The sequence below is a fragment of the Phyllobacterium sp. K27 genome (genome assembly GCF_054796155.1).
The window spans coordinates 365,477-386,471 of sequence record NZ_CM139240.1 but is presented as its reverse complement, the minus strand read 5'-3'; the positions used below and the strand labels follow the sequence as shown (position 1 = coordinate 386,471).

Here is a 20,995-nt window from a genome sequence, read left to right as displayed (position 1 = left end):
TCCATTGAAACAAGGCGATCTACGTTTTAGGTGTCCCACATAAATAAGCTTTGCGTTTTGGTACGCATTGTACCATTGTATCTATAATGTAGTGGAGCAGAGTGGAGAAGTTATGAGCGCAATTGTTGGGTATGCCCGAACCTCAACCGCGGAACAGATCGCTGGGCTCGAATCGCAGCGGCGTGATCTGGAAGCGGCCGGAGTGGTAAAGTTGTTTTCTGAACGAGTTTCGTCGGTAGCACATCGTGAAGAGCTTCAGCGTGCCCTTGATTATATCCGAGAGGGCGATGTGTTCGTCGTCACCAAGCTGGATCGCTTGGCCCGGTCAGTAGCTGATCTTCTCACGATCCAGAAGATCATTGATGAGAAGAGCGCTTCCCTACGCATACTTAATCTTAATTTGGATACCACAACACCCACCGGAAAGCTCATGATTAATATGTTGGGAAGCATCGCCCAGTTTGAGCGGGAATTGATGCTGGAACGACAGCGGGAAGGGATTGCCAAGGCAAAGGCGGAAGGTAAGTACAAAGGGCGCGCGCCGACTGCTCGCGCAAAATCCGATGCTGTGCTTGATCTAGTCCGTGAAGGTATCGGTCCGGTTGAGATCGCCCGGCGGCTGGGCATCGGGCGGTCTTCCGTTTACCGGATTCTAGATGCGGCTGGTGAGGTCACGCCATATAGAGCAGCTTGAGTAGCGGTTGCGACGTTGAAAATGCGAAAAGCTCCCAATCGATACGGATTTTCCCATGAGGAGCGGGAAGGTGATAGCAGCTTCATTGGCTGCTAATCGAATAAGGGCCATTCACCTTGGGCAACCCAAAACGGGCGGGACTATTGGGGAAACTACTGACCTTGGAACCCCACCCAGTCAGTCAATCGATTCACTTTGCACTCCATGCCGTTCTCACGTCGCGAGGAATGTGGCCATGGTCAACCGATACACGTAGTGGAAGATGATGAATGTTTGCGCGGCATCGACCGACTTATGGTCAAGACATGGCCGCTGTGCTCAGCGATGCCATTTGACCTTTTGGCGGAGTATGGATTTTGAATCCGGTTGCAAAATCGCGCTGCAACAAAAAAACGTATCTTCCGTGACTCAATCGGCCCAAGGTCAAGCATTACTCGTTCGCCAATCTTGGAAATGCATTTGTAAATGCGGCGCGCACCTCTGCAAAACGAATAGCGTCGAGTTCCTTCCGGCATTTAACGTTGTTCATCACGATGTAACCCGCCATACGGATCTCATCAGCAAGAGCTTTCTCCATGGCGGCTACCAGGTCTCTCCGGAAATCATGCTCCTCACGAGTTTCCGCGGTGGACTCCGCTTCGAGCGGTCCGAGCGCAACTAGGCGGAATCCACAATCCTCAGGGGTGCTGTATGAGCACAAAGGTATTTTCGCAACATGTTGCTGTTCTTGGCGAAGCCGAGGTGTTGCCCCATCCTGTTGAAAGGGGATTGCGCATTTGTCGACGAACTGTCGCCTGTTCGACCCACATAAAAAAGTGGCGGCCCATGGGGGGGAGTAACCTCCCAGACATACAGCCAGAAGCCGCGTTGCAAGAAGTGTCCCGTGAAGCTGAGTTCATAAACGTTCATGCCGCGCTTGCATCCGCGATTTCTGCACTAAACCGGTCGCTCAATGATTGGTGCAGCGTCTGGATAATCTCGAACCTAGGATGTTCCACGAAGGCGTTGATGTTATAATCGAGGCAGACAGCCAGATCCTTCATTGATACGTAGTCACGGTGAATCAGGTTCACCTCGATCTCTTGCTCTAATGTAGAATATTGGAGCTCGTCTTGGTTCGCGCTGTCGAGCAGAAAACGCCCGTACATTTCAGAGATGACAGGCTGCATGTGATTTTCGATGTTGCGAACCTCTCGCATCATATCGGCAATTTCGGCGTCAATAGCTGCGCGATCATTAAAGAACACGGTCCCACTTGGATGGGCGATCTTGTTCCTGCGCTTAATGAACTTGGAGAACTCTCCGATCTGTTCGTTGGCGCACCCAAGGAGCTTCAAGAACCGAAATATCTGTGATTCTTTGAGCTGCTCATAAAACAGGAAGGGATTGGCTGCGCTCAGCAACTTCATTTCAGATTCACTTTGAAAGCCGATGAGCGCGCGCTTGAAATCCTGTTCACGGACGAGACGGATTTGCCAGATCGAAAAGCTCACATAGCTCATATATAGCAGATGGAAGGCGAGGCTGGCGAATTCGAATTTTCCACCCTCGTAGTTCGTTCGAAACGCGTCCCAAAGAAAGGCAATATATTCGCCTTCAGACTGCGTCCCATAAGAGACCGGCATAAAACCGCTGAGCTCGAGCGCTTCATCCATCTTTTCAGCCCCCGGCCTCAACGGCGTCGCCATCATCCCAAGCACGCGAAACGGTAACTTCGATATTGCGATGCTCTTCGGCAATTCTGTAGTTTAGTCTCTCTATCTCCTCTTGATAGCCTCCAATCTCAGCTATTATCTGCCTTTGTACATCGAGTGGTGGCAGCGGAATTTCGAAGTTTTCAACAAAGGTCCTCGGAACTCGCTGTAATCCGCCTGTGCCCGTCATTTGTGCGATGGCCTTCTCCCTAAAATAGGGGTGCATCACGCAAAAATATATCCATTCGGGAAGGGTTCCTTCCTTACATCGCAAGACATAAAACTCGCTGGAACCGAAACCGATGCCGTTGCTTAATCCTCTGGCGATGCCCGCCTTGCCATTTTCAAAGCAAGGGGTGACCTTTGCCAGAAGAACATCACCATCTTCGAAATAGGTGTAGCTTGCCGAGACTTCCGACAATAACTTCTCATCGCTGGGTTTGAACGAGATCTCATGCTCGTTCAGGTCTGCCATTGGTACAAATGAAACAAGGGTATCGGGGCTCACTCCGTCCAGCTGGTTTTTGCGAGGATTAATCGTGCAGATGTCGCCCAAGCGCATCAATGGATACTTGTGATTTCGAGCGCCATTCTCCCTATATCGCTCCCCGCTCAGATTGAAATCACCGTTCGCGGCGAGCTTATCCTTCTGTACAACAAAACCGAACTCAGGCTGGTAGTTGTCTAGCGTTTCCTGAGCACGAGCGCGACGAAGGTATTCGACAATTTCGGCATGTGCCTGCGGAAGATCATCATTTTCGCTTATGCGGCGTTGGGCCCCAAGGCTGAATCCATCGTTCTCGATCTTGAAGAAAGCAATCGTGTCAGTCTTCTTTGCAAGCGCCTTGTCGAGGATGAGGATCGATGTCTTGACGTTGGAATAAGGATTGAAAACCCCAGCAGGCAGCGAAATCACCGCAACGAGCGAGTCTTCAACCAGCATCTTGCGCAGTTGAGCATAGGCGGACTGGCTCTGAAAGATAATACCTTCTGGCACAATAATGCCCGCTCTGCCGCTTGGCGTCAGATGTTCGGCCATATAGTCAACAAACAGAACTTCGCTGCGTTTTGACTGAACCGAGAAGCGATTGTGCGGCTTGATTCCACCCTTCGGCGACATGAATGGCGGATTTGCCAGAATGACGTCGGCGTATTCATTCCATTTCTCGTCAGATGTCAGCGTGTCGTATTCGTCGATATGCGGGTCGGCCAGATCATGAAGATAAAGGTTTACCAGTGATAGGCGCACCATGTCCGGGGAAATGTCATAGCCTTTGAGGTTCTGAGCCAACTTCCCGCGTTGGTCAGGGGTCAATGTTGAGTGGCCTTGCGCATCGGTATTGGCACCGAGAATATGCTTGTACGAAGATATTAGGAAACCCGCCGTACCGCACGCTGGATCGAGTATGGTCTCATTTTTTTTAGGATCGACAATTTTGACAATGAAATCAATGATGTGACGCGGCGTGCGGAATTGCCCAGCGTCGCCTTGAGACCCAAGAACCGACAATAGGTACTCGAATGCATCACCCAGCCGCTCGGAATGATCATACGTGAACTCATCGATGATCTTGAGGAAGCTCTTTAACGTTTCCGGGTCACGATACGGCAGATATGCGTTCTTGAAGATGTCTCGGAAGAGCGGCGGAATGCCGGGATTCTCGGGCATCTTCCCGATCGCCTCGGCATAAAGGTTCAACGTTTCGAATCCGCCTAAACCCGACCTCATGAGTTGAGCCCAACCATATCGGACATAGTCTCCGGAGAAGAATTTGCGCTGCCCACCCAACTCCTCGGCGTCCGCGTCCATGTCGTCCATAAACTTGTAGATCAACGCGATGGTGATTTGCTCGACCTGAGATTTCGGATCCGGCACCTTGCCGACGAGAATATCGCGAGCGGTATCAATGCGGCGCTTGGTATCGGAGTCGAGCATAGTAATCCTTTTAGGCTGCAAACTGATTCAGGGACACGTAGTCCTTGATGTATTCGGGAATGAGGGTGCGATATTTCGCGGGCACGGCGCGCAGATCACGCGCCGAGAAAACCGCGTTAGTGGCAAGATCTGTAAAGTGCTTACTATCAATGATGTGCCGGACCCGGTCGCTGGTCGCATATGCTTTGAAGTAGTTTTTTATCGCGAGGATAGACTCTGCCTCATCGGGCTTAGCGTCCGCAACGAATTTTGCAAACTCCTCTTCTAGTAACTCATCTTTGGATTTGAAGCGCGGTATGAGCCCGAACACCTTTTCCAGAATTTCACGCATAGAGATGCGGCGATCTACAGCGGCCGCGCGCCGAAGTTTGTCCAGCGTGTAGTACTCAGTGGGTTTGTCGAGGACTTCGCGATTCACGTATTCGATAACGCGATCCCATTCACCTGATTCTACGGCATGAGCAATTTCCTTATTCTCGCGCACGGTGTCTTCAAATCGTTGGAAGATCATGCGATCGATCTTCATGCCGTCGAGGCCGATTACTTCCTCTTTGATTGATGAAATGATGTCGGCGCCGAGGTGGTCGTAAGAGCCAACCGGTTCGGAGATACCACCGCCCGTGGTCTCGCCTTCATCCTCTCTCAGGACCTTCGGTTTTGGCAACTTAATAACTTGGTCGTAGTCGAAATGATCCTCAAAGTAATCACAATTGGCGAAGAAGTCGAAGAGTTTGAACTTTGTCTTGTGCGGCGCTGCGACGCTGGCCCTTGCCGCATCGTCAAAAAGCTGCTCGCGGAAGTCATGCTTGCGGGTGCCGCGCCCCTTGATTTGAATGAAATCGGTCGGTGAGAATATCGGTCTAAATAGGCCTAGATTGAGAATGTCGGGGCAGTCGTAACCGGTCGTCATCATGCCAACTGTCACGCATACGCGAGCCTTGCTGGTCCGATAGGTCGGGAGAATATTGCCAGAGCCAAGCAGGTTGTTGTTGGTGAAGTTGATCGTAAGTCTCTGTGCATCGGCGACTTGTGATGTGACCTGCGCAGCGAAATCGGACTGATACTTTCCGGGGAACATCAGGTCCGCCATTTGGTTAAGTATTTGCGTTAGCTTGGCGGCATGGTTCTGGCTAACGGCAAACAAGATTGATTTGCCGATCTCGCCGCTGATCGGGTCACGGAGTGCGTTTTCAAGAAAAGTCTTACAAAAGAGCTGATTGGTGGAGTCTGCAAAGAAGCGTTTCTCGAACTCGCGTTGCTTAAAGGTCTGTTCCTGATCTTCACCCTCCTCATCGGTGAAGGTAACGACGAAGCCCTGTTCGGAAAGCAGCTCGGTGGTGATCTCTGTTCGAGCATCGACTACGGTTGGATTAACTAGAAATTCTTCCTTCACACCATCGAGAAGTGAGTAGCGGAATGTCGGCTGCCCATCATCGCATCCGAAGGTGCGGTAGGTGTCGAGCATCATGCGCCGCTCGAATTCTCGCGGGTCCCTGGTCGTCGGTTTCGCCTTATCAAACTTCTTCAAATAATCCTTTGGCGTGGCGGTAAGGCCAAGTTTATAGCCGATGAAGAAGTCAAACACCGCACGTGCGTTGCCCCCGATCGAGCGATGCGCCTCGTCCGAGATCACGAGGTCGAAATCAGTCGGCGAGAAGAGCCGCTGGTATTTGTTATTGAACAGGAAAGACTGAACCGTACTGACGACAATTTCAGCCCGCCGCCAGTCGTCCCGGTTCTCCTTGAAGATGACCGTTTTATAGTCATTCGCAAGCATGGCGGAAAATGCCTTCTTTGCCTGATCCTCGAGCTCCAGACGGTCCACGAGGAAAAGCACCCGTTGCGCATTGCCTGTCCGCAGGAAGAGCTTGATCACAGCTGCGGCGGTTAATGTCTTGCCGGTGCCGGTAGCCATCTCGAAAAGGAAGCGGTCTTTCCCGTCCTTGACGCCGCTTTGCAAGGCGTGAACAGCCTTCTCTTGATAAGGCCTTAAGAATCGTAGTCTGTTAGCCTGAATGAAGGCGGCTCGCTCCGCCTCATTCTTCCAAGCAGCTTCGGTCGCATATGCTGGTCGCTGCGACAGGACTATGTAGTCGCTATGAACGGGCTCTGACGTCAGTCGCTTCGGATCAGGCAAGACGCGCTGATACCCGACCACCGAATGTGGGGTGGGGAACGTCGTGATCACGTAGGGATTTCCTCGCTCCAAATCCCAGAAGTAATGCAAGTTCCCGTTGGAGAGAATCACAAACCGGGAGTTTTGCGACCGCGCATATTTCCGCGCCTGTTCCTTTCCAATGAGTGGATTCTTGTCTTCAGCCTTGGCCTCAAGAACGACCAGGGGGAAGCCTTTGGAATCTAGCAATAAGAAGTCAACGAAGCCCTTTGATGCCTTCTCGAAATCGTCGCCGAGGGCGCTTAGATCGCTTTCTGTTAGTTTGACACTCGGCTCCAACTGAATGTTTGCAGGCAGCCCAGCCTCTGCAAAAAATCGCCAGCCCGACGACTCCAACATTTTGTTGATCTTTACACGCGCAGTGGCTTCCTTCATCGACGCAACTTTCCCCAACTGACCCCATGCGTGATACTTGGCCTAGTCAAGTATGTCGATGAGTCGAGGCACATTTTTCATCTGACCATGTGCGGTTCCGCAGCCCGATCAAGAAAGGGGTTTAGATCGCGTAAGCCGTGGCCCAAGCGTGGACTATAAAGCGGAAGCTAGCATCCCACACGCGATTGTAATTTGCCATTGGCCATTATTTCGTGATCGACCAGATGGCTATGCAGTCGTGCCATCTCCCGCATGCCCAGCTTTACTTGCGTAGCACGGAATCGGCGGGACTGCGGCTATGCCTCCGTAAAAGACCTTAGATTCACCAAGGAAGCATTGATTTGGTACACAACACTGGTACGCGAAAATGGGTGTTGGTGCCATATCTTATTGATTTATATACAATGTTCTAAGGGGCGTTAGTTCCCGCTTGGCTCCACCAACTCTTCAATTTACCTCAATAATGAACCTGAAGTTGGTTTCAATCGCGCAATGACGGTTGGCGCGACAAGCCATGCCGTTAGCTTGGGTTGTATCTCATCAAAATCTCGGCTGCGGTCCAATGAACGATCAAAATCCGCTTCCGCCGTTGCAGAATCAAAGCGCGAGACACTCACAAGGACATTTTCTCCAAGACGTACGGGCAAGCGGCTGAAACTGTTTTCACTGTGCTCGGAAGCCAGAAGCGCGATCCGTCTGTCGCCAGCATTGTCAAGAATGGGCGCCAGCATGGCCTCGTAGAAACCGAGAAACCCTTTTTCGGCGGGAAGCTTCAGCTTGTAGGTGGTGATTCGGAATATGCCCGCGCCTGGTTTAACTCCGTGGCTGGCAGCGCGTGTCACGGGCAACTCGAAATCCGAATCCTCACATGCAGGATGCAGCAGCAGGACATCGTCTGAATCAACCATCGTTGCATTGGCCATATGACGATGCTCGGCCCAAACCGATCCATCGTAGAATTCAGTCAGAGCTTTATGTCTTGCCCGCATATCGTCAAACCCACGGAGCCAGACGAAAGCATCAGGATCGTGCATGTCTGTCAATTGACCAATGATCTTCATGCCGCAACGCTCTTGGCCTTCAAGAAAATATTCGTCGAAAACGCCAATCAGATCGTCACGCCGGTTGGGGTGGAGCGTATAGCGTCGAAGCTCGATAATGGGACTATAATTCGATATCTTTCCCGGCTCAGTCATCATCTTCTCCAAAACAGGTCGATCATCCTGTTTAATAAAACCGGTTGTCCTGTTTTGTCAATCTGGTACTCTCACGCAAATGGGTGGATAAATACGCAGCGTGAACTCGGGAGGCAGCGGTTGCAGGTGAAAATAGCCAAGTGAGAGCTTTTGATGCAAAAAGAGAAATCAAAAAGAATCAATAATCCGCAGGCCATGCGAGCCCGGATTTTGGATGTCGCTGCCACTCTTTTTCAACAGCACGGATATAATGGCACCAGCATTCATGATGTTGTGCGGGCGGCGGCTACCACCGGAGGGGCATTACACCATCATTTCGCGACGAAGAAAGCGCTTGGCCTGGCGGTCATAGCCGAACGCGTTGCGGCAGAAGTCCGGGAAACTGCGATCAAGCCGATTTCAACAGCCGCATCAATCGGCGAGGGTGTCGCGACTTTTCTCGAAAATGTTGCCAGTGGGTTGGAGCGAAATCAGGCAGTCTCTGGCTGTCCACTCAACAATCTGGCCCTGGAGCTCTCGTTGGTCGATACAGATTTTCGCGAAGCAGTGAACGCTGTCTTCAATGAATGGCGCGAAGCTCTGGTCCTGCGGCTTAAGGCCGACAGATTGAAGATGAGTGCATTGGAGGCGCAAGATCTGGCAACGCTTATTGTCGCCAGCTATTCGGGCGCAATGGCGATGGCAAAGGCGAGTCAAAGCGCGGAACCGCTACGCGCCAGCGCCCGGCAATTGGCTTTGATTCTTGCTTGAAAAGACAACAGCGGCGAAAAGCAGAACGCCGGCAAACACAATGAATGAGCCTATGCCAACAAGTGGCTCTAAAGCTCTATTTCCCAGTGCCATGAAATAGAGCGCGGGGATCATCACGACAATCCCTACCGTGTAGACAGAAAACTGCCACATCGCCAGTTTCCCCACTGCCTTCGCGGGATTAAGCGCATAATAGATTGCAAAAATGGCGCTGCTGACCCAGCCCAGTAGATTAAGGTGAGCATGGGCGGGAAATGGGCTGTGATCGCCCGAGATTCCCATATGAAGCCCCATTATCACTCCGATCACAAAGAAAATCGTTGCGGATTTAAAAAAGAGTTGTGAAACGTTCGGCATGGTTGTTCTCCCCCGAGAATGCCAAGCAATATACTCGCAAATCAACAGTCATTCCAGACAGCCAATGGAGTGTTTCATAAGCAATTTGATCAGGAATCTGCGTCACCAAAAGCAAAAGTGGCGTTTTTATACTGGATTGAAAGTCAAAAATGGCTCAGAGCTTGGACAAAAGACTTATTGTCAGGAAACGCTTAAATGTCCTCCAGTCCTGTAACTATTGCCAACCCTCCCCAATCGTCAGCAGCACGCACCGGCATATTACTCATGCTGCTCGGTATGCTGATGTTTTCGCTCAACGACGTAATGGGAAAGTGGCTTGTCTCGACCTATTCGGTCGGGCAGGTGGTATTCATCCGCAGCATTGCCGCGCTGATCGTTTTGGCACCATTCATCTGGTTCAATGGGCCAAAAAAGATTGTGCAGCTTGATCGCCCATGGACTCAGGCGGCAAGAGTTATTCTTTCGACAGCCGAAGTTTTCGCATTTTACTTCGCAGTCATATATCTGCCCTTGGCTGACGTCATGACATATTGGCTCGCCGCACCAATCTATGTGGCCGCGATCTCTCCCTTCATTTTGAAAGAGCCGGTTGGCTGGCGCCGCTGGAGCGCTATTATCGTCGGCTTCATCGGTGTGATAATTGCGCTAGAACCATCGTCGCAGGCGCTCACGCCGCAAGCGATCATTTCAATATTTGGCAGTGTTGCTTTTGCATTCATGCTGCTGTTGGGCCGAACCTTACGCGGCACCCCCGATACGACGCTGGTGTTCTGGCAAATTATTGGCGCAGGGCTGGCGGGTCTCGCCTGGATTTGTTTTGAATGGACGTCGGTGACGATACGCGATCTTCTATTGCTCGGTCTGCTCGGGATTGTTGCCATGCTTGCGCATGTGCTGGTCAACCGGGCTTTGAAGCTTGCCGATGCAGCCACAGTAGCGCCGCTGCAATATACGCTACTCTTCTGGGCCATCCTGTTCGGCTGGATGGTATTCGGAGACGTGCCGCGCATGTCTATGCTTGTTGGCTCCGGATTCATCATCGCATCGGGTCTGTTCATCTTCTTCCGCGAACAGCAATTAAAGCGGCAAGGCCGGATCAAGCAGCCGACAGAAGCAGTCGTTGTTGGCTCAGGCGATAGTGCCTGAACCAACGAGGTCAGAGACTTTCATGGCGGAGATGGACCATTTCCGCTTCGAAGTGATTGACCGCTTTTTCAAACTTGTCGCGACAGCCAGGATTGCAGAAGCCGACGACGGCTCCATTATAGAGCGTCAGACTGTCTTCCTTGATGGGATCGCCTGACCATGGGCAGGCCGTGTTTATCGCGTCTGCGATCTTGAGTTCGGTGTGCATCGTAATCCTCCAACGGTCAGGTGTGTTCAACGTCAACTTCCGTGATCACTGAATTGGCAATGAAACATTGCTCGTGGGCTGCATGGTGCAATCCTGCTTCCGCATCATTATCCGGGGAATCTCCCGCATAGGTCACATGAGGTCTGAGGGTCACACGGCTGACATAGAGTTTGCCCTTTTCGTTCTTTGCCAGTTCGCCCTGTGCCTGATCGCGATACTCTTCAACGACAAATCCTGCTTTTGCCGCACCAGCCAGAAAGAACAGCATATGGCAACTCGAAATCGAGGCAACGAAGGCTTCCTCTGGATCGACATTTTCGGCCACAGAATATGGCAGACGGACAATATGTGGTGAAGAAGAGGCCGGTATCTCGGCCCCGCCGTCAAATTGCCAGACATGCGCCCGGCTATACTTATTGTCGGTGAAAGCAGTGCCTTCGTCTCTATTCCATAGAATAGTGGCTCCGAATGTTGTCATGATCTGATTCCCGATTTTGATCTGTGTTGTGAGAGCTTGTCAAAGCATGCCGGAATTGTCGATAAGAGATCATCGATAATAAGGATGGTGTTATGGATCTGGGTATCAAAGGAAAGCGTGCGATTGTCTGCGCGAGCTCAAAGGGGCTTGGCCGGGGCGTTGCCGAGAAATTGGCAGAAGCCGGAGTCAATCTCACATTGAACGCCCGCACGGAATCGACCTTGCGGGACACTGCGGATGAAATCGCTGGCAAGTATGGCGTCACAGTTCAGATCGTTGCGGAGGACGTAACAACGGAGGCTGGGCGTTTGGCCTTGTTGCGCGCAGAGCCGGCTGCTGACATTTTGATAAACAATGCAGGTGGCCCACCACCCGGTGTCTGGTCTGACTGGGGCGAAGAAGAGTGGTTGAAGGCGGTCAATAACAATATGCTGACGCCTATCCTGCTCATGAACGCCATTTTGCCTGGCATGATTGAACGTAAATGGGGCCGTGTCGTTAATATTACATCTGGCTCGGTGAAGGCACCGATTGCACAGCTTGGCCTGTCCAATGCGGCCCGTAGCGGCCTTACCGGCTTCGTCGCGGGAACTGCCAGACAGGTCGCACGGCACGGTGTCATCATCAATAATCTATTGCCGGGCTCTCACGACACGGACCGGACGAAAGGCTTTATCGAACGTACGGCCGCTGCCAAGAACATTTCCCTGGAAGAGGCGCGCGCAGAAGCTTATGCGGGAAACCCAACGGGGCGTTACGGCACCGCTGAGGAGTTCGGTGCCGCCGCAGCCTTCCTTTGCAGCCAGTTCTCCGGCTTTATTGTCGGGCAGAATCTTCTGCTTGATGGCGGCGCATTCAACTCAACACTGGGCTAGAGGCTTTCCGGAAATGTGGGGGGCGGTTTTTCGTGATTGAAAAACCGCTCTAAAATGCCTGCGACAGCGCATCTATTGACGGACAGGGGTGAGATATGAAAAGTCCTGCGCAATCCAATGCATCAGGAAGCAGCTATGATCCGCCATATTGTATTCTTCAGCGCCCGTAATAAAGATGATGTTGAAGCAATCGTCACCGGGCTGAAACAGCTTGGTGAAATACCGCATTCAACAGTCTTCGAGGTTACAAAGAACACAAAAGTAGATCCGGTTTCCGATGAAATCGATGTTGTCGTCTATGGCGAGTTTGAGGATGCCGCCGCCCTCGCAGCCTACAAGGCCCACCCAATATATTCGGCCACGACCGCACTGGTAAAACCGATGCGCGAGCTGCGCATCTCTGCGGATGTAGTGTCGACGCTTTAAGCTTCACCCGATATATTCTCGAGTATCGGGCAGTCGGGCCGCTGGTCGCCATGGCAATTGGCGACCAGATGATTCAGCGTGTGTTGCAGTTCACGAAGTTCAGTGATCTTGCGCTCGATCTCCTGAAGCCTGGATTGCGCCATTGATTTGACGTCAGCGCTGGCGCGATCCTTATCCTCGTATAATGCGAGCAACTGGCGGCACTCTTCCACAGAGAACCCAAGCCCCCGCGAACGTTGCAGAAAGCGGAGCTTATGCACATCGGACATTGAGTAGTCGCGATAGCCATTATCGGCCCGGTCTGGTTTTAGCAGGCCGATATCTTCATAATACCGGATTGTCTTTGCCGGTAGACCGGAGCGTTCGGAAGCGTTGCCAATATTCATGAAACCTCACAGTTTGATAGTGCGCAACCGCAACGCGTTGGTAATGACGGAAACGGAGGAAAGACTCATTGCGGCAGCCGCAATCATGGGCGACAATAAGAGCCCGAAAATCGGATAGAGCACGCCAGCGGCTACAGGTACGCCAAGCACATTATAGATGAAAGCGAAGAACAGGTTTTGCTTGATGTTGCGAATGGTGGACGTGGCAAGTGTGCGGGCACGAACAATGCCGTTCAAGTCTCCCTTGACTAAGGTAATGCCAGCGCTTTCCATTGCCACATCAGCCCCGGTTCCCATTGCAATGCCAACATCGGCGGCTGCAAGTGCAGGCGAATCATTGATGCCATCACCCGCCATGGCGACTTTCGATCCCTTGGCATGCAATTCATCGATCAACTGCTTTTTACTCTCCGGCAACATATCGGCGCGCACCTCATCAATTCCAAGCTCTTTGGCCACTGCCAGCGCGGTCACCTCATTGTCGCCTGTCGCCATGATGATGCGAAGCCCCGCTTCGTGCAGCTTGGCAATGGCCTCGGCTGTGGTTGATTTGATCGGATCGGCGACGGCAAGAACGCCAGCAGCTTTTCCGTCGACGGCAACGAACAGGGCGCTTTTGCCCGCAGCCCTCAACGTATCGGCCTGTTGGACAAGAGCAGCGATATCGACGCCGATATCCTGCATCATGGCGAGATTTCCAAGCGCAACATTACTGTTGCCAACCTTGCCCGATATGCCCTTGCCGGTGACTGCGTTGAAGTCGTTGGCATCATGAACGACCAGATCTCGTGTTTTTGCACCCTCAATAATTGCTTCGGCCAAAGTATGCTCAGACCCCTTTTCGAGGCTTGCCGCGAAGCCGAGAAGATCATTCTCGGAAATGCCGCCAGCGGTTACGATGTCAGTTAGTTTGGGTTTCCCCTCGGTCAGCGTGCCGGTTTTATCGACAATCAGCGTATCGACATTGGCAAAACGTTCCAGCGCCTCTGCATCCTTGATCAGCACGCCGGTCTGGGCACCGCGCCCCGTGGCAGTCATAATCGACATGGGTGTTGCAAGCCCAAGCGCGCAAGGGCAGGCAATGATCAGCACCGAAACGGCTGCAACCAGTCCATAGATCATACTGGGTTCGGGTCCAATGAATGCCCAGACCGCGAATGCGACCAAAGCAATGACGACCACGACAGGAACAAAATAGCCGGCGACACGGTCTGCCATACCCTGAATTGGCGCACGTGAACGTTGTGCCGACGCGACCATGCCCACGATTTGGGATAGAACAGTATCTGCGCCGACTTTTTCCGCGGTGATGAGCAAAGTGCCATTCCGGTTGAGTGTTCCGCCGGTGGCAGTGTCCTCGACGTTCTTTTCCACTGGAAGCGGCTCTCCGGTCAGCATGGATTCGTCAACTGACGAGCGGCCCTCGACGACAATGCCATCCACCGGAACGCTTTCACCCGGCCGAACCCGAAGACGATCACCCACGATCACATCATCAAGCGGAACATCTGTTTCTGTACCATCTTTTGCAACACGCCGGGCAGTCTTTGGAGCAAGATCAAGCAGAGCGCGGATTGCCGAGCCGGTACGCTCACGTGCTTTTAGTTCAAGGATTTGACCGAGGAAAACGAGCGTGACGATAACTGCCGCCGCTTCAAAATAAACGGGCACCGAACCGCCATGCACGCGGAAGGAATGCGGAAAAATATCCGGCAGAAACGTTGCAACGACACTGAACGCATAGGCGGCGCCGACGCCTATGGCGATAAGGGTCCACATGTTCGGACTGCGATGGACGAAGGACGACCAGGCGCGTTCGAAGAAAGGGATAGCAGCCCATACGACAACCGGTGTAGCCAAAGCGAACTCCAGCCAGACGGCAATCGACTCTCCGATCCATGTGCGAACCGGCAGGCCAAGCATCGGTCCCATTGTCATGAGCAAAAGCGGAATCGAACAAAGCGCGCTGATCCAAAAACGCCTGGTGAAATCGATTAGCTCTGGATTGGGGCCTTCATCGCCGGTTGGTATGCCCATTGGCTCCAGCGCCATTCCGCAGATCGGGCAAGAGCCGGGGCCATCCTTCACAATTTCCGGGTGCATGGGGCAGGTATATTGTGTTCCGGCGGGCATAGCCTTCGGGGCGGGGCGATCACCCAGATAATCTTGCGGCGCTTTTTCAAACTTTGCCATGCAACCGGCCGAGCAAAAGTAATATTTCTCGCCCTCATGCTGTAGAAAGTGCTTGGCAGTGGCGCGGTCCACAATCATTCCGCAAACAGGGTCTCGTGTAACCTCCCCGGCTGGAGGTTTTGATCCTCCGCAGCAGGAGTGTTTATGGTGGTGACTATGGTCGTGTTCCATGATGCAACTTTCGGTTAGAAACCAGATAGTACACCAAAGATAATCTTTCCAGTAACTGGAAGGTCAAGGGTAGCGATGAAATTAACGCTGTCGAGGCGAGCTATCCCAATTTCAGCCTGTTTGACTGATATTCTCATCGACCCCAAGCTGACCTGCTTCCCAGCCAAGGATTGCCCGCTTGCGGGTGAGACCCCAGTGGTAACCGGTCAAAGCGCCTGATTTCCCCACTGCCCGGTGGCAGGGCACGACAAAGGAAACAGGGTTGGCTCCCACTGCGGCGCCGACAGCGCGCGATGCCTTGGGTGATCCTATATCAGCTGCGATGTCAGAGTAAGCGACGCATTTGCCCATGGGAATTTTGAGCAGCGCTTCCCAGACGCGAAGCTGAAAGTCCGTTCCGATGGTGACGACTTTCAGCGGTTTGTCTGCCCGCCATTCTGCCGGATTGAAAACACGTGCCGCAAGGGGGCAGTCGCAGCAAGGTCTTCCACATAGGTGGCATTGGGCCAGCGAGAGGACATGTCGGCGAGAGCATCACGTTCTTTGCCAGGGTCCGCGAAGGCCAGCCCTGCCAATCCTCGATCTGTCACCATGATCAAAGCCTGACCAAAGGGCGAAATAAGAAAGCCATAGCGAATGGTAAGCCCCGCGCCGCGTGACTTGTAATCTCCGGGCGACATGCCTTCATGGGTCACGAATAAATCATGCAGGCGACCCGGCCCGGAAAGACCGGTTTCATAAGCAGTTTCCAACAGCGGCATGCCGTCATCCAGCAAGCGTCGGGCGTGATCGATTGTTACTGCCTGCAGAAAACCCTTTGGCGATAGGCCTGCCCATCGCGTGAACAGTTTTTGCAGACCAGTTGGTGATAAGCCGGTATCGCGGGCCAGTGTCTCAAGGGAAGGCTGATCGCGATAATCTTTGCTGATGCGCTCGATGATATGGCTCACAATGGCGTAATCATCGCCGCCCGGCGTAATGTCCTTTTGAAGTATGGCGTGTGGTTTCATGGTTTTGTACCTCGTTGTTGAGGCTATATGACCATTGAAAGCGCTTTGCCGCCACCCGATTCTTGCACGCCGTAGGCTACCGGCCTTTGGCGGTCGCAAGCGCTCTGTGAAAAGCGGAAGCAAAGCTTTCGCGATCATCCGGATTAAGGAACGAGCCTATAGTCAAAGCCTTGCCGCGGCTCTCGACCTGCATCGATGTAATGCCGATTTCCGAATGACGGGCCACATGGAACCGTGTCCAGAATGGGTTGAACTCATGCAACACGCTTCTGCCCGACGGCGCAACCTGCCGGACCTGCAATGCGATGCGTGAAACGCTGACTTCCTCGTGTGCACGCGCAGCTCTGTAGTTCAGGCGGAAAGCAATATAGACGAGCAGTACATCAAGACCAAAAAAACCGAATACCGGCCATGCGCCCAGCATCAGGAAGAAAATACCGGTGATAAAACTGCTCAGGCCAAGCGCGCCCATAAGCACGAGAAACCCCACCTTTCCGAGCGAGCGGTGCGGCACCAGAAGGGCGCGAAAGATTTCTTCTTCGTTGTAAGCGCCAGCGTCAATTGGGTCGATTGTATGGCTCATGGCTTGTAAGTATAGAAGGCAAATGGAAAATCCCAAGCGTAAAATTGATCAGATTAGCGTGAATGGCCCCGCATCAGCCAAGCCCCGTCGCGTGGCCGGAACGAGCTATACCGCAGCAGAGATCCATGAAATATTCCGGCGTTTTTCCGTTCAAAGACCAGAGCCAAAGGGCGAGCTTGAGCACGTCAATCCGTTTACCCTGCTCGTCGCTGTCGTTCTTTCCGCGCAGGCAACGGATGTCGGGGTAAACAAGGCAACGGGGGCACTGTTCAAAATTGCCGACACGCCCGAAAAGATGCTGGCGCTTGGTGAAGAAAAAGTCGGCGAATATATCCGTACCATTGGCCTTTGGCGCAACAAGGCAAAGAACGTCATTACCCTCTCACAAACATTGATAGATGAGTATGGCAGCGTTGTTCCCAATGACAGAGACGAATTGGTCAAATTGCCGGGTGTAGGGCGCAAGACAGCCAATGTCGTGCTTTCAATGGCTTTCGGTCAGGCGACGATGGCGGTCGATACGCATATTCTCCGCATAGGCAATCGTCTTGGTCTTGCCCCGGGCAAGACACCTGAACAGGTGGAAGACAAGCTGATGAAGATCATTCCGGCTGAATATCTTTATCATGCCCATCATTGGCTCATCCTGCATGGGCGCTACACATGCAAGGCACGCAAACCGGAATGCCCCGCCTGCATTATCGCCGATATTTGCAAGGCTGCGGAAAAGACTTCGGAAATTCCCGCACCCTTGGTTCCCCTGCCACCTCAGGTGTTTTAGAGTCTTTCTTGCTAATGCACTGCCGCCGGTGGTTCAGACTGTGCGACAGCCTTGTGCAGATGCACCATCATCGCTGCGGCAAATAAAGGTGTGAGCAGGTTCAGGATCGGAATGGCCATGAAGGCGGCGATCACCAATCCCGCCAGAAATACCGTCGTAGAGTGCTTGGATCGCAGGGCTTTCGCTTCCATTTCGGGCCGGAAACGCATAGCGGCAAACTCGAAAAATTCACGCCCGAGCAGATAACCATTCACCATGAAAAACGCGATGATGTTGATGCCGGGGATCAGCAATAGCAGCAATGCGATGAAATTGCCGATGATGACCACGCCCAGAAACTTTGCCGAAAGAATAAAAGAGCGCAACGCCGGTAAAGGCCTTCCTTTGGGATCGAGCGGGTAGTCTTCCTTTTCCACAATTTCGGCCACGTCATCAAGAAACAGACCGGCAACGATTGCCGTGACTGGCGCAATCAGCAATGCAAGTCCTAAAGCCAGCCCGAGACTTGCCAGAATGCCTGCGATAAAGCCGATCCAGCCAGCCCAGGAAGGCAGTTCCGGAATCATCTGGTCGACAAATGGCCAAGCCAGGATCTCAAAGAGTTCGCGCAGGCCAAACCACACACCCGCAAGCAGCAGGACCGTCAATCCTATGGATTTCCAAAGAACAGAGCGAAACTCCGGCCTGAACAGATGTCCAGCAGCGGCGCGGGCGCTTTCAACGATCATGGTGATGAGTGCTCCGATTGCTCTTCGATACCCGACATAGGATCGGTAACGGTTGATGACAAGGCAACAGGGCAGAGAAGGGGTGGTAAAGCGGCGGCTGACGCGCTACCAAGTGCTCCGGAATATTCACTTACAGGTGCAATCGCCGCAAAGGCCTCGCAATCCGGAGACTTCATGTCCAGCTATGATGTGCTTTGCATCGGCAATGCTATTGTCGATATCATTGCCCGCACCGATGATGATTTCATCGTGAAGAACGGCATCATCAAAAACGCAATGAACCTTATTGACGCCGATCGTGCGGAATTTCTCTATGAGCGCATGGGCCCTGCCATAGAAGCATCAGGGGGAAGTGCCGGCAATACCGCCGCCGGTATCGCCAGCCTTGGAGGCCGGGCTGCTTATTTTGGCAAGGTTGCCGATGATCAGCTTGGCCATATTTTCATTCATGATATCCGCTCGCAAGGTGTGGCGTTCGACACGCGCGTGTTGCAGGCACCCCCGCCCACGGCCAGATCCATGATCTTTGTCACGCCGGATGGCGAACGTTCGATGAATACCTATCTTGGCGCTTGCATTGAGCTTGGACCAGAGGACGTAGAAAGCTCGAAGGTTTCCGAAGCAAAGGTAACTTATTTCGAGGGTTATCTGTGGGATCCGCCCCGCGCGAAGGAAGCAATCCGGCTTTCGGCCAAAATCGCCCACGAGTATGGCCGCGAAGTTTCGATGACGCTTTCTGACCCATTCTGTGTTGACAGATACCGCGACGAGTTTCTTGATTTGATGCGTTCGGGCACTGTCGACATTGTTTTTGCCAATGAAGCCGAGTTGAAATCATTGTACCAAACGGATGATTTCGAAAAGGGCTTGGACATGATCCGTAAGGATTGCAAACTGGCTGCGATCACACGGTCCGAAAGGGGCTCGGTGGTTGTATCGGGAGACGAAACCGTCTCCGTCCCCGCAATTGAAATTGCCGAATTGGTGGATACGACGGGCGCGGGCGATCTCTACGCTGCTGGTTTCCTGTTTGGCTACACCAGCGGACGCTCATTGACTGACTGCGCAAAGCTTGGTTCGCTGACGGCCGGTCTTGTGATTCAGCAGATCGGGCCACGTCCTCAGCAAAATCTCAAGATCGCAGCAGAACAGGCGGGGTTGCTACAAAGCAATTCCAGGAAAAGTGTGTAGCGGTTTTCCGTCCGGAATTGCGTAAAGCATGAATAATTCCAGGAAAAATGCGTAGCGGTTTTTCTTCCGGAATTGCGTAAAGCATGAATTGCGGAAAATAAGCAGGGAAAGCTATTCCGAGCGGATATATCCGTCCCGTTTGAGCTCCTCATCGGTGCGCCCTGGCCTATGGTAGTTGGGCAGTGTCCAGCCGAAGTACAGTGCTCCGCCGCGCACAGCAAAAGCGGCGAGCGCCGCTACAAGGGCAGCGATCTCTGGAGCAACAGACAATTTGTACAGGAGCGTGTACGCGCTGGAGCCAGCCAATGCTGCCGTGACGTAAATCTCGCGGCGCATCAGCACGGAAGGTTCGCCTGAAACGATATCGCGCAATATTCCACCAAAAGTTGCCGTTAAAATTCCCGTTACAACTGCGATTGTGGAATCAAAGCCCAAGGCCAAGCCTTTGGCGGCACCAAGAACACTGTAGAATGCAAGACCCATCGCATCGAGCCACAGCAATAATCGATAGCGCGATTCCAATAAATTTGCCGAGAAGTAGACAATAAAGGCTGCTGCAGTGCAGACGAGTAAATTGCCGGGGTCCTGCACCCAGAACACCGGAACGCCTAAAATCAGATCGCGCAACGTGCCGCCGCCGATCCCTGTAACAGCAGCCAAAAAGACGAATGCTATGATATCAAGTTGCCGCCGAGATGCAGCGAGCGCGCCCGTGGCAGCAAACACAAACACGCCCGCATAATTGAACATCAGAATCATGGTCATGGGCAGTGCTCCTCACGCTTTACTGGCTGCAAGATACAGCACGCAGCCACCAAAATGAAAAGAGCCGCGTTCCTGCCGGAACCGCGGCTCTTTCAATCACTCAGTTTGGATCAGGCGTCTTTTTCCGCTTGCGGGTTGATTGGACCCGGCTCAGGCTGGCCTTCTGCCGCTGCCTGCTTCGGCCCACCCTTGGAAACGCCGACCAAAGCCGGGCGCAGCATACGATCACCAATGACGAAACCGGACTGCGCTACCTGCAACACAGTATTGTGTGGAACATCTGCATTTGGAATTTCGAACATGGCCTGATGGAAGTTCGGGTCGAACTTCTGACCCTGCGGTTCGATCTTCTTGACGCCGTGGCGCTCGAGCGCTGACATCAGCGAGCGTTCGGTAATTTCCACGCCCTCAGCCAGTGCCTTGAAGCCGGCATCGCCCTGGGTCAGCGCATCAGCGGGGATCGCTTCGAGAGCACGTTTCAGATTATCCGAAACCGAGAGCATGTCGCGTGCGAAGTTAGCAACCGAATAGCTGCGTGCATCATGTACGTCACGGGCTGTGCGCTTGCGCAGGTTTTCCATATCGGCAGCGAGGCGAAGCAACTGATCTTTCAGGTCACCATTTTCCGCGCGCAATTTATCCAGCTCAGCCCAGTTTTGAGCATTTGTCTCGACTTCATCTTCATTGGCCAGGGCATATTCCTCGGCCTTGCGTGATTTCAGAAAATCATCGGCAGCGCGTTTTAGCGCATCACGGTCGCGCGGATTCTTCAGATCGCGCTGATCGAGATCAGGAGTGTCGTGATTGTTCTTTTCGTCAGTCATCTATCCAGTCCGTCCTATATTCGTAAGTTGCGCTGGATATCGAGGTTTAGTG

Annotated in this window: 21 protein-coding genes and 1 pseudogene; 7 read left to right on the top strand and 15 right to left on the bottom strand. The window is 52.9% G+C overall.

Going from position 1 to position 20,995, the window contains the following annotated elements:
- Positions 1-112 precede the first annotated feature (112 nt).
- A complete protein-coding gene (locus tag ACYJL1_RS01835) occupies positions 113-694 on the top strand; it encodes a recombinase family protein (RefSeq protein ID WP_460896764.1) in 582 nt (193 codons plus the stop codon).
- 430 nt (positions 695-1,124) lie between these two features.
- Here ACYJL1_RS01835 and ACYJL1_RS01830 read toward each other — a convergent pair whose 3' ends face one another.
- The 5 genes from ACYJL1_RS01830 to ACYJL1_RS01810 all read right to left on the bottom strand — a co-directional run bounded on the left by ACYJL1_RS01830 (position 1,125) and on the right by ACYJL1_RS01810 (position 8,074).
- On the bottom strand, positions 1,125-1,271 hold the full coding sequence (locus ACYJL1_RS01830; protein WP_460896763.1) for a hypothetical protein: 147 nt from the start codon (positions 1,269-1,271) through the stop codon (positions 1,125-1,127).
- A gap of 328 nt (positions 1,272-1,599) precedes the next feature.
- Positions 1,600-2,349: a hypothetical protein gene (locus tag ACYJL1_RS01825; protein ID WP_460896762.1), complete on the bottom strand. Its 750-nt coding sequence runs from the start codon at positions 2,347-2,349 to the stop codon at positions 1,600-1,602.
- 4 nt (positions 2,350-2,353) lie between these two features.
- Positions 2,354-4,324 (bottom strand): N-6 DNA methylase, encoded by a 1,971-nt coding sequence (locus tag ACYJL1_RS01820; RefSeq protein WP_460896761.1) that lies wholly within the window; start codon positions 4,322-4,324, stop codon positions 2,354-2,356.
- Between the two features lie 10 nt (positions 4,325-4,334).
- Positions 4,335-6,839 carry a DEAD/DEAH box helicase family protein gene (locus ACYJL1_RS01815; RefSeq protein WP_460897903.1) on the bottom strand — a complete coding sequence of 835 codons (2,505 nt, stop codon included), beginning with the start codon at positions 6,837-6,839 and terminating at the stop codon, positions 4,335-4,337.
- A gap of 488 nt (positions 6,840-7,327) precedes the next feature.
- A complete protein-coding gene (locus tag ACYJL1_RS01810; RefSeq protein ID WP_460896760.1) occupies positions 7,328-8,074 on the bottom strand; it encodes an NIPSNAP family protein in 747 nt (248 codons plus the stop codon).
- Between the two features lie 150 nt (positions 8,075-8,224).
- Between ACYJL1_RS01810 and ACYJL1_RS01805 the strand changes: the two genes are divergently transcribed.
- Positions 8,225-8,821 (top strand): TetR/AcrR family transcriptional regulator, encoded by a 597-nt coding sequence (locus tag ACYJL1_RS01805; RefSeq protein ID WP_460896759.1) that lies wholly within the window; start codon positions 8,225-8,227, stop codon positions 8,819-8,821.
- Here ACYJL1_RS01805 and ACYJL1_RS01800 read toward each other — a convergent pair.
- Complete coding sequence (locus ACYJL1_RS01800) at positions 8,780-9,178, bottom strand: hypothetical protein (protein WP_460896758.1); 399 nt, start codon at positions 9,176-9,178, stop codon at positions 8,780-8,782. The two genes, ACYJL1_RS01805 and ACYJL1_RS01800, sit on opposite strands and share 42 nt — an antisense overlap.
- A 195-nt stretch (positions 9,179-9,373) precedes the next feature.
- Between ACYJL1_RS01800 and ACYJL1_RS01795 the strand changes: the two genes are divergently transcribed.
- A complete protein-coding gene (locus ACYJL1_RS01795; RefSeq protein WP_460896757.1) occupies positions 9,374-10,324 on the top strand; it encodes a DMT family transporter in 951 nt (316 codons plus the stop codon).
- Positions 10,325-10,334: 10 nt separating this feature from the next.
- Here ACYJL1_RS01795 and ACYJL1_RS01790 read toward each other — a convergent pair whose 3' ends face one another.
- Entirely contained in the window at positions 10,335-10,532 is a 198-nt protein-coding gene (locus ACYJL1_RS01790; RefSeq protein ID WP_460896756.1) for a glutathione S-transferase, read from the bottom strand.
- 16 nt (positions 10,533-10,548) lie between these two features.
- Positions 10,549-11,010, bottom strand: a complete 462-nt coding sequence (locus ACYJL1_RS01785; protein ID WP_460896755.1) for an OsmC family protein — start codon at positions 11,008-11,010, stop codon at positions 10,549-10,551.
- Positions 11,011-11,102: 92 nt separating this feature from the next.
- Between ACYJL1_RS01785 and ACYJL1_RS01780 the strand changes: the two genes are divergently transcribed.
- Positions 11,103-11,885, top strand: a complete 783-nt coding sequence (locus ACYJL1_RS01780) for an SDR family oxidoreductase (protein ID WP_460896754.1) — start codon at positions 11,103-11,105, stop codon at positions 11,883-11,885.
- A gap of 135 nt (positions 11,886-12,020) precedes the next feature.
- Positions 12,021-12,311, top strand: coding sequence for a Dabb family protein (locus tag ACYJL1_RS01775; protein WP_460896753.1), 291 nt, complete (start codon positions 12,021-12,023; stop codon positions 12,309-12,311).
- On the opposite strand, the gene cueR is transcribed toward ACYJL1_RS01775, so the two are convergent.
- The 4 genes and pseudogenes from cueR to ACYJL1_RS01755 all read right to left on the bottom strand — a co-directional run bounded on the left by cueR (position 12,308) and on the right by ACYJL1_RS01755 (position 16,654).
- Entirely contained in the window at positions 12,308-12,697 is a 390-nt protein-coding gene (cueR, locus tag ACYJL1_RS01770; RefSeq protein WP_460896752.1) for a Cu(I)-responsive transcriptional regulator, read from the bottom strand. The genes ACYJL1_RS01775 and cueR overlap by 4 nt on opposite strands.
- Positions 12,698-12,703: 6 nt before the next feature.
- A complete protein-coding gene (locus ACYJL1_RS01765) occupies positions 12,704-14,968 on the bottom strand; it encodes a heavy metal translocating P-type ATPase (RefSeq protein ID WP_460896751.1) in 2,265 nt (754 codons plus the stop codon).
- A gap of 204 nt (positions 14,969-15,172) precedes the next feature.
- A pseudogene (locus tag ACYJL1_RS01760) lies at positions 15,173-16,071 on the bottom strand (methylated-DNA--[protein]-cysteine S-methyltransferase).
- Positions 16,072-16,147: 76 nt separating this feature from the next.
- Positions 16,148-16,654 (bottom strand): DUF2244 domain-containing protein, encoded by a 507-nt coding sequence (locus tag ACYJL1_RS01755; protein ID WP_460896750.1) that lies wholly within the window; start codon positions 16,652-16,654, stop codon positions 16,148-16,150.
- A 22-nt stretch (positions 16,655-16,676) separates the two neighbouring features.
- On the opposite strand from ACYJL1_RS01755, the gene nth reads away from it, so the two are divergent.
- Positions 16,677-17,435, top strand: a complete 759-nt coding sequence (gene nth / locus ACYJL1_RS01750; RefSeq protein ID WP_460896749.1) for an endonuclease III — start codon at positions 16,677-16,679, stop codon at positions 17,433-17,435.
- An 11-nt stretch (positions 17,436-17,446) separates the two neighbouring features.
- Here nth and ACYJL1_RS01745 read toward each other — a convergent pair whose 3' ends face one another.
- The gene (locus ACYJL1_RS01745) at positions 17,447-18,163 is read right to left on the bottom strand and encodes a sulfate transporter family protein (protein ID WP_460896748.1); all 717 of its coding nucleotides are present in this window, start codon (positions 18,161-18,163) and stop codon (positions 17,447-17,449) included.
- Between the two features lie 174 nt (positions 18,164-18,337).
- On the opposite strand from ACYJL1_RS01745, the gene ACYJL1_RS01740 reads away from it, so the two are divergent.
- A complete protein-coding gene (locus tag ACYJL1_RS01740; RefSeq protein ID WP_460896747.1) occupies positions 18,338-19,354 on the top strand; it encodes an adenosine kinase in 1,017 nt (338 codons plus the stop codon).
- Positions 19,355-19,465: 111 nt separating this feature from the next.
- On the opposite strand, the gene ACYJL1_RS01735 is transcribed toward ACYJL1_RS01740, so the two are convergent.
- A complete protein-coding gene (locus ACYJL1_RS01735) occupies positions 19,466-20,119 on the bottom strand; it encodes a trimeric intracellular cation channel family protein (RefSeq protein ID WP_460896746.1) in 654 nt (217 codons plus the stop codon).
- Positions 20,120-20,229: 110 nt separating this feature from the next.
- On the bottom strand, positions 20,230-20,943 hold the full coding sequence (gene grpE / locus ACYJL1_RS01730; protein ID WP_460896745.1) for a nucleotide exchange factor GrpE: 714 nt from the start codon (positions 20,941-20,943) through the stop codon (positions 20,230-20,232).
- Between the last annotated feature and the right edge of the window lie 52 nt (positions 20,944-20,995).